This is a genomic window from Oceanobacillus sp. FSL W7-1309, assembly GCF_038002145.1.
In the GTDB taxonomy this organism is placed as follows: Bacteria; Bacillota; Bacilli; order Bacillales; family Amphibacillaceae; genus Oceanobacillus; species Oceanobacillus profundus.
Window position 1 is genome coordinate 1,737,624 of record NZ_JBBOBX010000001.1, and the last position, 13,575, is coordinate 1,751,198.

Genomic DNA, 13,575 nt, shown 5'->3' on the forward strand with positions numbered 1-13,575 from the left:
CGAATGGGAAAATATTTTGGAACGGATGGTGTGAGAGGCGTAGCCAATAAGGATCTAACACCAGAATTAGCATACAAGCTAGGACGTTATGGTGGTTACGTTTTGACGAATGGAATGGAAAGACCTCGCGTTGTTATCGGACGTGACACCCGAATTTCAGGCCATATGCTGGAAGGAGCTTTATTAGCAGGGCTCTTATCCATCGGCGCAGAAGTAATGCGACTCGGAGTAATTTCGACACCAGGTGTTGCCTATTTAACGAAAGCAACTAGTGCACAGGCTGGTGTTATGATTTCAGCGTCGCATAACCCTGTTGAGGATAACGGAATTAAATTTTTTGGACCAGATGGCTTTAAATTGACAGATGAGCAAGAAGCAGAGATTGAAAAGCTAATGGACACAGAAGATACCCTACCTCGTCCTACAGGTGCTGGTGTTGGTATTGTCACCGATTATTTCGAAGGCGGACAAAAGTATCTTTCCTATTTGAAGGATACAATTGATAATGATTTTGAAGGCTTTCAAATCGCAATTGACTGTGCCCATGGAGCGACATCTAGTTTAGCTACACACTTGTTCGCTGACCTGGAAGCAGATATTTTTTCAATTGGATCTGCCCCAGATGGACTCAATATAAACGACGGAGTAGGTTCCACGCACCCAGAAAAACTGCAAGCATTTGTTGCGGAAAAAGGTGCAGATATTGGTCTTGCATTTGATGGAGATGGTGATCGTCTCATTGCAGTTGATGAAAAAGGGAATATTGTTGATGGCGATCAAATCATGTTTATTTGTGCGAGACATTTGAATGAAAAAGGACTACTCAAGAAAAATACAGTTGTATCAACGGTAATGAGTAATCTTGGTTTCTATAAAGCAATTGAGGAAAACGGCATGCGAAGTGATAAAACTGCAGTTGGTGACCGATACGTGATGGAGGAAATGCGTAATGGGGGTTATAACCTTGGTGGAGAACAATCCGGCCACATTATCTTCCTTGATTACATCACAACAGGAGATGGCATGCTATCGGCAATCCAGCTTGTGAATGTCATGAAAGAAACCGGCAAACCTTTATCCGAGCTTGCTAGTGAAATGACAATCTTCCCGCAAGTATTAAAAAATGTGAGAGTTACCGATAAAACGGAAGCATTAAGTAACTCAGTAATTCTAGATGAGATTAAAGCAGTAGAAACGAAACTTGCTGGACAAGGACGCGTTCTTGTAAGACCTTCTGGTACAGAGCCGCTTGTTCGTGTCATGGTTGAAGCTCCAACTGCTGACGAATGTGAAAAGTATGCCGACCAAGTTGTAAAGGTTATTGATGACTTGCTAGGATTAAAAGAATAATTTTTATGAACTGCTCTCTTATTTAAATGGAGGGCAGTTTTTTGTTGTGCATATATGTAAAATTAGTACGCATTTAGAGAGGGGGCTGAAGTTCACAAGAGAAAGACTGATATTGACGAGGAAAAGACTGATATTCAGGAGAAAAAAGCTGAAGTTCACAAATTAAGGACATGATGAAATGAGGTAGGTGCTCAAGCTCAACGCAAGCCGAACATGAATCAATCAAAGGAGATATGGTATGGTAAAGTTATTACAGGTTAGGAGGTTCAGACGCGATGATTACAATTTTGATTGTTGATGACGATCCGCATATTCGAGAATTGCTTCGTTTTTATTTGCAAAAAGATGGTTATAAGACGATAGAAGCTGCTGATGGACAAGATGCATTGCAGCAATTAGAAGAAAACAGCATACATTTGGCTGTTGTCGATATTATGATGCCGAATGTAGATGGCTATCAGCTCTGCGAGGAAATACGTAATAATTATGATATTCCTGTGCTCATGCTTACCGCAAAGGATGGGATTTTAGATAAAGAAAAGGCTTATTTGGCTGGAACAGATGATTATATTGTAAAGCCATTTGAACCGAAGGAAGTGCTTTTCCGTATAAAAGCATTGCTTAGACGATTTCAAATTACCAATGAAGAAGTTATCCGGATTGGGAAAACAACGGTGGTTAATCGAAAAAACTATGAAGTACAGGTGAAAGGTAAAACAATGATTTTACCTTTAAAGGAATTTGAGCTGCTTGCACAATTAGCGAATTATCCAAATCGAATATTTTCCCGGGAGCAATTAATTCAATTGATTTGGGGAAATGATTATGAAGGAAATGATCGAACAGTGGATGTACATATTAAACGGCTTCGTGAGCGTTTTGCACCAATGGAAGCGGGTTTTTCGATTAATACGATCCGGGGGTTAGGATATAAACTAGAAGTGAATTAGAGAGTTGGAGGAGCAGATATGCGAACGCTCTATGTACGAATTATTGTAATGACAATGGCAATTATGATTGCAAGTGCCCTGATTGCATTTGCTGCAACAAACATTTATTACCAGCATTTTTTAAAGCCGGAGAATGATAAAAAGGTAACCCATATTGCTGAAAATATTGTAGATCTATTTGAAGAAAGTCCAAATCAATCGATAGCGGACTATTTAACAGCAATGACAGATTTAGGATATACCTTTTATCTTGTGACGCCGGCAGGGGATGCAGAAACGTTCGGAAACCCTTTTTCATCTGAAGAGCTGGATCAAAGGGAAATCAATCATGTTTTTCGTGGGAATACCTATCACGGAATTGCGAATTATCCTTGGAAGCCCTTTGTAACTGGCTTTTTTGATAATGAAGTGAAGAATACAATTGGAGTTCCGATTCAGGTAAACGGTGATACACATGCACTATTTATTCGTCCGAATTCTGCCCAGCAATTTGGTGAAATGCGGATATTTCTAGCTATACTACTCTTTTTGGCATTGCTATTTAGCTTTTTATTAGTATTAGCAAGCACTCGTTTTATCGTGAAACCGATTAAGAAATTGACAGAAGCAACGAGAAAGATTGCTGCTGGAAACTATCATTTAAAGCTTGATGTTAATCGCAAGGATGAGATTGGAAGACTGGCGAGTGACTTTTCTACGATGAGCAGTAGTTTAGCCCGAACAGAAGAAAAGCGTCAAGAGTTCGTGTCGAATGTTTCTCATGAAATCCAGTCTCCATTAACATCGATTCAGGGTTTTTCTCAAGCTTTGCAAGAAGAGGAAATGTCTGAAGAGGAAAAGCGGCGTTATCTTGCTATCATTGAGAATGAAAGCAAGCGATTATCAGCTTTGAGTAAACAACTTCTTACCTTATCCAATTTGGATAGCGAAGTGGATATCAATGACTTTGTACCGTTTGATCTAGCAGAGCAATTGAAGGAAGTTGTTTTAACAATGGAATGGCAATGGCGGGAAAAACAAATTGCGATAGAACTCGATATTCATCCTACTACAATTGTTGGTGATCCGAAGCTTCTACAGCAGGTATGGGTAAATTTAATCTCAAATGCAATTCGGTATACAGATCTCGGAGGAGAGATATCGATTCATATAGCGACCGATAAATACCATGTGCAGGTTATGGTGGAGGACACGGGCATTGGAATTAGTGAGGTAGATGTACCCCAGCTTTTTGATCGCTTCTATAAAGTCGATAAAGCCCGAACAAGGACAGAAAACAGCACTGGCTTAGGTCTTTCAATTGTGAAAAAAATAATGGAGGTACATGGCGGCACAATTATGGTAGAAAGTGAGCTTGGGAAAGGAACTGTATTTACAGTATCCCTTCCTCAAAAGTAAAAGTAACGATTCGTTCATCCTCCGTTCATATTCAGCGTATATGCTTGAAACATAGAGAAATAAAGGAGTGAACAGAATGTTTCTAGCTATACGGGAATTAGCACATGCGAAAATTCGTTATGCTTTAATCGGTTTGATCATTGTATTAATTGCTAGTCTGATTTTTATTATCTCGGGACTAGCAAAGGGATTATCTGCGGATAACGCATCAGCAATTCAAAATATGCAGGCAGATTATATATTGATGGATACCGATGCTGAACTTGAGATGACAAAATCGTTTATTTCAAGAACAGACCTAGATAATGTGTTACAGATGGATGGGATTGAACAAGCGAATTCTCTTTCGGTTCGAATGATGAATGCATCTGTTAACGGATCCGATCAGAATGAGGATGTAGCTTTATTTGTGACAGATGGGGATAGTATGCTCTTGCCATCTGTTCGTGATGGCAGCCCAATTACGCAAGAAGATGAAGCAATTGTAGATGCATCCTTACAACGAGAAGGTATTGAAATCGGTGATAGACTAGTATTTGGAGAAGAAAGTGAGTTAACGGTTGTGGGTTTTACCGATAGTCAGCGCTACAGCCATACGCCGGTTGTGTTTGTAGATGGTGGAGGTCGCGAAACGATTAATGCCATTGCAATCAGCGTTGATGAATCGCGCGCTGATGAAATTCGAAATGCTGTTGGTAATTCGTTCGATATGGTAACGAAAGACGAAGCATTAAAAGGAATCCCTAGCTACTCGCAGGAGCAAGCTTCCTTAAATATGATGATTGTCTTCCTATTCGTAATTACAGCATTTGTTTTAGCTGCGTTCTTTTATGTAATCACATTGCAAAAGCGAGATCAGTTTGGCGTGCTAAAAGCGTTAGGTGCGAAAACGACGTATCTTGCACAAAACTTAGTCGGTCAAGTTGTGCTTATATCTATTATGTGTATTGGCATTGCGATGGGACTAACGTTGGGAATAGCTGAACTCTTACCAGAGGAGATGCCATTTCTATTAACAGCGGATGAAATGGTGCAGACCTCTATCCTTATTCTAATTGTCTCGATTATAGGTGCCTTTCTCTCGCTTATCCAAATCGTCAAAATTGATCCGATCGAAGCAATAGAGGGGGCTGGCAAATGACAATCGTTATGGAGAATGTATCAAAGGTATATCAAGATGGTCCGAAGTCCTTTACAGCATTGGACTCCATTTCTTTGGAAGTGAAGGAAGGAGAGTTTCTTGCGATTATCGGTCCTTCTGGATCTGGAAAAAGCACGATGTTATCAATAGCGGGAGCCCTCTTATCGCCAACGAAAGGAACGGTTTTGCTTGATGGAGAGAATCTTGCAAACCTATCATCTAAACAAATTACTGCTCGAAGATTAGAGAAGATTGGATTTGTTTTTCAAGCGGCAAATTTAATCCCTTATTTAAAGGTGAAAGATCAGTTAAGTGTTATCAATATCTTAGCGAAACATAAAAGCAAAGCAAATGAAGGAGCACTTTTGAGGCATTTTGGCTTAGCACATCGAGCTGTAAACTATCCGAATGAGCTTTCAGGAGGAGAAAGGCAGCGTGTAGCTATAGCACGAGCGCTAATTAACGATCCCAAGCTAATTCTTGCAGATGAGCCAACTGCAAGCTTAGATTCGAAGCGTGGACGAGAAGTTGTAGAAACACTAGCGAATGAAATTAAGTCGCGGGGAAAATCGGGAATTATGGTCACGCATGATGAAAGGGTTCTTGATTTATGTGATAGAGTCGTTACGATTCGTGATGGTCGGTTAGAAGAATAGATTGGAAAAGGAAAATGAGCTTGGGGAGCTTTCTCCAGGTTCATTTCCATTTTTCCTCCCCTTCATTATAACCCCTACTCCGCCTAAGGTCTGAACAAATATCCCACTCCAGCAGGTTCACTATAATGCGAATCTTGAATACAGACATTTACTGTGCAGGGGTAAATCGTTTATAATAAAAATATCCATTATTTTATGTTTTTTCAGAATAAATGATTCGAAAATCGAGGAGGATAAGGATGATTCAATTTCCTAAACCGAAAGTGGAACAGTTTTTCCGTACGTCCAATATTTATGATTTTGCTGTAAGTGGTGATGAAAAGCGGCTTATTTTTAGTTCTAATTTAAATGGAAAAGTTAATTTATGGGCGATTGATTTGCCAAGCACATCTCCTTATTTATTTGCCCATCATGATGAATCAACCAATTTTATTAAGTTTGATCCAGAAAATCGCTATGTATTAACTGGCTATGATAAGGATGGTGATGAGAATTATCAGATCTATGCTGTTCCAAGTGAAGGAGGACTCCCCCAGTCATTAATAACTGGTGATGCCAAGGAGAAATATTTCTTTTGTCATTTAAGTGAGGATGGAGAACGAGTCTATTATATGACTTCTGAGGGGAACCCATCATTTTTAAATGCGCGAGTACGTAATCTGAAGGATAATGCAGATACGTTATTGAATGAAGGAGAAGTTTCGCCAACGTATTTAGCTGCTGTATCGGATAATGAGGATGCCTTTGTATATACGCGTATGTTCGCAAATACATATGTGACAGCTTTTGTGAAGGTCGATGATGAGACACACTATTTAACACCTGATCAAGAGAAAATTCATGTTGTTTTCAGCCCTGTTTTTACAGATGAAGAAACGGTTTATTTCGTAACTAATTATGATAGTGAATATAATTACCTGGCTAAATATAATTTGAAAACAAAAACATTTTCTTCTGTTTTCTCTATCGATAAGGAAAGCATCGATATAAAATGGGATAAGGAAAATAAAGTGTTTTATCTCACGACAGAAAAAGGGGTAGAGGATTTATTCTACCGTTTTGATCCGGCGACAGAAAAGCTTGAGAAATTAGCTTTGCCAGTTGATGTGATTGAAAAAGTGCATGTCGCTAAATCAGGTAATCTTTATGTGCTTGGTAGAAGTGCAACCCTTCCATTCAATATCTTTACATCAGAGGACGGAAAGGATTGGGAGCAGCTAACAGATAATCGGGTACTCGGGATTAGCAGGGAGGATATGGTAGAACCAGAAGTAATCGCTTATGAATCTTTTGATGGGATGGAAATTGAAGCATTGCTTTTCAGAGCAAAGCCTGAAAACGATAATGGCTACACAATTTTTTGGCCTCATGGAGGTCCACAGGCATCTGAGCGCAAGATGTTTCGCGCGATGTTCCAAAGCTTTTTAAACCGTGGTTATACAATATTTGCGCCGAACTTCCGTGGGAGCACAGGCTATGGCTCTTCTTTTGTAAAATTAGTGGAGCAGGATTGGGGAGAAGGTCCACGCTTAGATAATGTAGCTGGAATTGAATGGTTGTTTGAAAAGGCTATCGCTGACCGGGAAAAGCTTTTCCTTGTAGGTGGAAGCTATGGTGGATATATGGCGCTGCTGCTGCATGGACGGCATCCGGAATATTTTAAGGCAGTCATCGATATTTTTGGACCATCAGATTTGTTTACGTTTGTAAAATCTGTTCCACCACACTGGAAGCCAATTATGGACCGCTGGCTTGGTGATCCAGAACGGGATAAAGAGCGTTTTATTAAAGACTCGCCTGTTACGTATCTTGATACGATGACGAAGCCAATGCTCGTTATCCAAGGTGCGAAGGATCCACGTGTTGTAAAAGAAGAATCGGATCAAATCGTTGCTAAGCTCGAAGCAAAAGGGCGTGACGTCGAATACCTCGTGCTAGAGGATGAAGGTCATGGGTTCTCGAAAAAGGAAAATGAAATTAAAGTGTATAGCTTGATGCTGGAATTTATGGAAAAGCATAAAGGATAAGCGGGATCTCTGTATGTGCTAAAATAACTTTAGCAATGGAAAAAATCTCCGCCTAAAATCAAGTATTTCTCTTGTTAACCTATGTGGTTGGGTTAACAAGAGAAATTTTTATTCGTCCATCTATAATAAACAAAAGACAGCTTCTGTCCATTCATTTCAAATGTTTCCTTATCCGCCCTCATATAAGCAAATCCATTTTTCTCTAGAATCACTCTAGATGCCACATTATTGGTTGTGGTTTTGGCATGAATCTGCTTGATATTCTGATTGGCGATGACGTTTTCTAATAATAATTGCAATGCTCTTTTGGCGACGCCTTTCCCAGTATAGAACTTGCCAACGCGATAGCCGAGATGAGCTGCTTTTTGAGCAGAAGTAATATCCACTAGATTAATCCTGCCAACAATCGCATTATGCTGATCCTTTATTAAGTAAAAATACGAAGTACCTACTGTTTGCTCTTTCAGCAAAGCCTCGTGGTTCCTTTTAAAAATATCTGGCTTATAATAGTCGTCCCCTCGAGATGGTACTGTTTCCTCGAAATAATCTCTATTTTCAAGTTCAAATGTGAATAAAGCGTCTGCATCGGCAGCTTTTAATTTTTCAATTGATATTTCCATCTGCAAATCTCCTATCATTGGTTATGTGTTTATTATAACGAAAAAATAGGGTTCCTCCGTCTGATTTAATGTTTATAAATAAAAATCTAACGGATCGTTATATAACCTTATCTGTGATATAAATCGATAAGGAACTTTGACGCCTTGACCATCATATACTAATCAATAACTCCTTCTAAAAAATAGGGGTTAGGTATTGACCAAATTGATAAGTTTCAGTTAGAATGAAGAGTGTTCGTTTGGAAATATTTCCAACAGAACCGTTTATTTAAAAAAAGAAAGGAGCATAGAGGTTATCGAAGTAACAAAAAGCGCCAGGACTATTTTTCAGGTCGAAATGGAAAAATAGTTGACGAGGTGGAGGTTATCGAAGTTTCGGCGGGTGCCTCCCGGTTGCACATCTCAATCGTTTCGCTTTATCTATAAAACAATGAGGCGACTTATTGGACAAAAGGATAAAGCAAGATGTCCACTATAAAAATACACGAGAGAGGGGCAGAAAGACGCCCCTTGTACAGCAAAGAAAAAGGTTCGTTTTGTCTGCCCCTTATTAGGAGGACAACGTTATGTGCGGAATTGTAGGATATATCGGACAAAATGATACGAAGGAAGTTTTATTAAACGGACTGGAAAAGCTGGAATACAGAGGTTATGACTCTGCGGGTATTGCTATGCTGAATGCAGAAGGCATCAACCTGACGAAGGTGAAAGGTCGCATTGCTGCACTACGTGAACGTGTGGATAACTCGATCCAAGCAACAATGGGAATTGGCCATACTAGATGGGCAACACATGGTGTACCAAGTATCACGAATGCACACCCACATCAAAGTACAACAGGCAGATTCACTCTTGTTCATAATGGAGTTATTGAAAATTACAATGACCTGAAAAAAGAATACCTTCAAGATGTTAGTTTTGTAAGTGATACGGATACAGAAGTAGTTGTGCAATTGATCGATAAGCTTTATCAAAAACATCAGGATACGGTCGAGGCGTTTCGTGAGACGATGCGTTTATTAAAAGGTTCTTATGCGATTGGTCTAATCGACGTAGAGGATCACGAGACACTGTATGTTTCCAAAAACAAAAGTCCACTTCTGGTTGGTTTAGGTGATGGATTTAACCTTGTTGCAAGCGACGCTATGGCAACATTAAAGGAAACAGACCAATACCTTGAAATTTTTGATAAAGAGATTGTACTTGTTAATCGCAACTTTGTTGAAGTTCAAACATTAGAAGGTTCTGTTGTGGAACGCAAACCCTACACTGCTGAAATTGATGCAAGTGATACTGAAAAGGGTACGTATGCCCATTACATGTTGAAAGAAATCGATGAGCAGCCAATTGTAATGCGTAACATCATCAAGAACTATCAAGACGAAAACAATAAACTAAAGCTTGATGCAAACATCCGCAGTGCAATGAAAGCGGCTGACCGCATTTATATTATTGCGGCAGGCACAAGCTACCATGCAGGCTTAGTTGGAAAAGAACTCATTGAGAAACTAGCAAACATTCCAGTGGAAGTTCATGTTGCAAGTGAATTTTCATATAATACACCGCTGTTATCCGAGAAACCACTATTTATATTCATCTCACAAAGTGGTGAAACAGCTGATAGCCGTGCCGTTTTAGTTAAAATAAAAGAAATGGGCCACCCGGCATTAACGATTACAAATGTGCCAGGATCCACCCTTTCTCGTGAAGCGGACCATACATTGCATTTATATGCAGGTCCCGAAATTGCTGTGGCTTCAACAAAAGCATATACTGCACAAATTGCAGTACTAGCTATTTTGGCAGTCGATACAGCAAATGTAAAAGGAATTCAATTAGATTTCGATCCATTGCAGGAGCTTGCTATTGTTGCAACAGCAATGGAAACTCTAACTGGTCAGAAGGAAGAAATCGAACAATTAGCAAGAGATTACTTTGAGACAACTCGTAATGCTTTCTTTATCGGTAGAAGCGGTGATTACAATGTTTCACTGGAAGCTGCATTGAAGCTGAAGGAAATCTCCTATATTCAGGCAGAAGGTTTTGCTGGTGGAGAATTGAAACACGGAACGATCGCCCTAATCGAAGAGGGAACACCGGTAATCGCGCTTGCTACACAGGAAAATGTAAACTACTCTATTCGCAGTAATGTGCAGGAAGTCGTTGCCCGTGGTGCAAACGCAATGATCATCAGCATGAAAGGCTTAGAAGAAGACGATGATAGCTTCGTGGTCCCACATGTGCATGAACTCTTAACACCGCTTGTCAGTGTGATTCCAATGCAATTATTAGCTTATTACGCTGCGTTGCATCGTGGCTGTGATGTTGATAAGCCAAGGAATTTAGCTAAGAGTGTTACGGTGGAGTAAGATGTTTCAAACTACTGTTGTGTTTGTCTCCCTGTAACTCCCTTGTTCCCAACGTAACTTTGTTCTTCCCTACTGTAACTAAGTTGGTATCGAAGCGGGAAAAGTACAGAGAGGACAACGGGTGGAAACAGTATGCAGTTCAATGGTTTTCCTATCAACAATCAAACGTTTGTTTTACCCAAACATTAATCTCAAATTCAGACTGGATCCATTATTAGGGTCCAGTTTTTTGTCTGCCAATAATATCTCAATCCCTTCTCCAATAAGGATTTCATCATCTTATAACCATTCTTTTTCTCCCATTATGTTACCATCCCAACTGTATCAATTCGAACGATTTTCAGTCGTCTTTTTCGGTGTTTTGTCAATATCACTTCGTCAGTTTCTCCAGTCTTTCATCTGGTTCGATCTTTTAATACTCCCCAATTCTGGGGAAAGACTTAGATACAATGGCAGAATATTCTATACAACCCGGACGGGATATTTAGGGTCTTTTTCAGGCGTTTTGGGGAAGAACTTAGTTCCATTGCCTTCAGGATTAAAAGAGCGGGAGGAACCTTGGGAGAGAAGGAGTGGAGGGGGATTTTGGGCGAGGAAGGACTAAGTTACAGACACATATGTTGTGGCTTTAAAATAAATTCGCGAAGTTTCGCCCCTTTGGATAGATTGTCTAAAGGGGTGTTTTTTATTGTTTGAATTTTACCCTGACCCCAACATATATTTCAGAGCCAAAAAAAGAACAACTATTATTGAACACCGTTCGAATTATTTGAACGGTGTTTGATTGTTTGCTTTATTTGATTAAGAAAAGATTGCTGCGGTTGTTGGATTTAAACCTATGATTACTCTTTACTATGGCCGCTTTGTAAGGATATGCGATTCTAGTAACCAGTAAAATTAAGTATTCAAACGGTTATGATTTATTACGAAGATGACTACTTCAATCAGTTCCGTTTGGTGTAGGATTTTTCTAAATTGGGTATAGTACTTATGGACATCTCAGTGGGAGATGAAAACATGAAATAATGGTAATATGACCTGAGCTTGACAATTGACCGCGAGCTTTTTCACAGGAACCACTGTTTAGTGTAGACAGCCTATTGGTTTCATATTAGCAGACGTGAAGGGAATATCCTTTTCTATTATTCTCAACTTACATTACAAAGATTTTTAAAGGAGATGAGACTTTGACTAGAGATAATAGTTTTATTCTAAATGATGGATCAGCGCTTCCCCTTGTGGGATTAGGCACGATCGGCATTGATGGTGATCAGGGTACATTTGAAATTTTAAACGCCTTAAACACAGGATACCGTTTAATCGATACTTCAACAAACTATAACAATGAAGGTATTGTCGGTGAAGCTATACGTCGATCCGCACTGCCCAGGGAAGAAATTTTAATCAGTACGAAATTGCCCGGCTCGCACCATGAATACGACAAGGCGTTTATCTTTATTCAAGAATCTTTACGCCGCACTGGATTAAACTATTTTGACAAGTATTTAATTCATTGGCCGAATCCCAAAGATGGCAAATATGTAGAAGCTTGGAAGGCTTTAGTAGATGCTCAAAAACAAGGATTAATCAGAACCATTGGTGTTTCAAACTTTGAACCTGAACATCTGGACAATATTATCGAAGAAACAGGTGTGACTCCTGCTACAAACCAGGTGGAGCGTCAGCCGTATTTTAATAATAACCGTATGGTTGAAGAAAATAAAAAACGGGGTATCCTTACTGAAGCCTGGAGTTCTTTTGGTCGGGGTTATCTGAATGACGTGCTGGAAAATGCCACAATTAAAGAAATCGCGGATAAATACGATAAAACTCCGGCACAGATTATTTTAAACTGGAACTATCAGGCCGGCGTATTTTCTATTCCAAAATCGAGTAATCCAAAGCATCAAAAGGATAATATCAATAGTACCAGCTTTGAATTAGCCCCTGAGGATATGGAAACAATTGATTCACTGGATAAAGGGGAAGCCGGCCGTGTAGAAGGACAGGACCCCAACGAATATCATGAATATGTATAGACAGCCGACTATCTGAGTTAGATATTTTGAGCAATAGATAAGAAATGGGTCTGTTTTAAGCAGATCCACCTTTTATTTTTAAGAATTGTGCTGTTAACGGGCACGATTGTTTAAACAACATTATCGTTACATCCATAAAGTTCTACTTGGAAGTTGCCCTAACAATTAAATAACTTAACTTTTACACCGTCCTCAAATGAGGGCGGTGTAATGTGTATTTTCGGCCTCATTTTTAATAATTTTATTCTCTTTATACAGCAAATGAAACTAAAATAAATATCAAACGTATAACAAAGACAAGCATTTTTTAAATAAAAACAAATTTGAGATAAAGGGGTTTTGTATACCTGATGCTTCGTTTTATTCGTCGTAGAAAACGTCGTCTGAAGATGAAAAAAGTTAAAGAGGGAGATGGTCATACATTAAAAGAGTACCGCCTATGGAATATTTTCACTCGCTCATTATTCCATATAGAAATAACCAATGATCAGAATGAGAAAACCGATTACGCTATAAGCTGTAAATATTTTGCGGAGGAGCCTAAAGCTGATTTATACCGCAATGGCATACATATTGCCTACTCTAAGCTTCCAGCTGCTTTCGTAGTAGAAAATGGAGTAATTGAAATAGAAAAAGGTGGGTATGGGATAAATCGGATTCGTTATGATTCGGACAAAGAAGAGACCTTTTCAGTTTATCCAGATAAACGTTCGATTAGGGGTTTACGCATGCGATTGCATAAACGATTTCCCAAAATTAGCTCGCTCATTGGGATGATTGCTATTTTAATTTTATTGACTTCAATAGCCTTGAGTGCACCTCAACTAATAGAAAAGATTACGGAAATTCCTTGGGTTTCTGAAAATATAGGTACATTCGAATCACCAATAGCATTTTCGTTGCAGGTTAATATTTGGATATGGGTTGCGGGTGCGGTAGCTGGGGTAGAACGAACTCTCATGCTTCGTAATCATTGGTTAATTGATATGGAAACAAGCTATTGGGATAGTTAATTTTCTTTCGGT

10 protein-coding genes and 1 pseudogene are annotated in these 13,575 nt (G+C 39.3%); 10 read left to right on the top strand and 1 reads right to left on the bottom strand.

Translation table 11 applies throughout. The features are described 5' to 3' along the window. Positions 1 to 3: 3 nt before the first annotated feature. The 6 genes from glmM (at position 4) to NST46_RS08175 (ending at position 7,522) form a co-directional block, all read left to right on the top strand. Complete coding sequence (gene glmM / locus NST46_RS08150) at positions 4 to 1,350, top strand: phosphoglucosamine mutase (protein WP_118890160.1); 1,347 nt, start codon at positions 4 to 6, stop codon at positions 1,348 to 1,350. A 275-nt stretch (positions 1,351 to 1,625) separates the two neighbouring features. Continuing rightward, the gene (locus NST46_RS08155; RefSeq protein WP_251661261.1) at positions 1,626 to 2,300 is read left to right on the top strand and encodes a response regulator transcription factor; all 675 of its coding nucleotides are present in this window, start codon (positions 1,626 to 1,628) and stop codon (positions 2,298 to 2,300) included. 18 nt (positions 2,301 to 2,318) lie between these two features. Continuing rightward, complete coding sequence (locus NST46_RS08160; protein WP_095312994.1) at positions 2,319 to 3,698, top strand: sensor histidine kinase; 1,380 nt, start codon at positions 2,319 to 2,321, stop codon at positions 3,696 to 3,698. A gap of 76 nt (positions 3,699 to 3,774) precedes the next feature. After that, on the top strand, positions 3,775 to 4,839 hold the full coding sequence (locus tag NST46_RS08165) for an ABC transporter permease (protein ID WP_095312997.1): 1,065 nt from the start codon (positions 3,775 to 3,777) through the stop codon (positions 4,837 to 4,839). Then, entirely contained in the window at positions 4,836 to 5,495 is a 660-nt protein-coding gene (locus NST46_RS08170) for an ABC transporter ATP-binding protein (protein ID WP_095312999.1), read from the top strand. The genes NST46_RS08165 and NST46_RS08170 overlap by 4 nt, the downstream gene beginning before the upstream one ends. A 239-nt stretch (positions 5,496 to 5,734) precedes the next feature. Next, on the top strand, positions 5,735 to 7,522 hold the full coding sequence (locus NST46_RS08175; protein ID WP_095313000.1) for a S9 family peptidase: 1,788 nt from the start codon (positions 5,735 to 5,737) through the stop codon (positions 7,520 to 7,522). Between the two features lie 92 nt (positions 7,523 to 7,614). Here the strand turns inward: NST46_RS08175 and NST46_RS08180 are convergent, their stop codons facing one another. After that, the gene (locus NST46_RS08180; RefSeq protein ID WP_303449363.1) at positions 7,615 to 8,142 is read right to left on the bottom strand and encodes a GNAT family N-acetyltransferase; all 528 of its coding nucleotides are present in this window, start codon (positions 8,140 to 8,142) and stop codon (positions 7,615 to 7,617) included. Positions 8,143 to 8,708: 566 nt separating this feature from the next. Between NST46_RS08180 and glmS the strand changes: the two genes are divergently transcribed. The 4 genes and pseudogenes from glmS (at position 8,709) to NST46_RS08200 (ending at position 13,563) form a co-directional block, all read left to right on the top strand. Further along, entirely contained in the window at positions 8,709 to 10,511 is a 1,803-nt protein-coding gene (gene glmS / locus NST46_RS08185) for a glutamine--fructose-6-phosphate transaminase (isomerizing) (protein ID WP_095313004.1), read from the top strand. Between the two features lie 805 nt (positions 10,512 to 11,316). Then, positions 11,317 to 11,428, top strand: a pseudogene (locus tag NST46_RS08190) (GNAT family N-acetyltransferase); the annotation flags it as partial. 270 nt (positions 11,429 to 11,698) lie between these two features. Next, a complete protein-coding gene (locus NST46_RS08195; RefSeq protein ID WP_251661271.1) occupies positions 11,699 to 12,550 on the top strand; it encodes an aldo/keto reductase in 852 nt (283 codons plus the stop codon). 350 nt (positions 12,551 to 12,900) lie between these two features. Next, positions 12,901 to 13,563, top strand: coding sequence for a hypothetical protein (locus NST46_RS08200; protein WP_251661273.1), 663 nt, complete (start codon positions 12,901 to 12,903; stop codon positions 13,561 to 13,563). Positions 13,564 to 13,575: the final 12 nt, after the last annotated feature.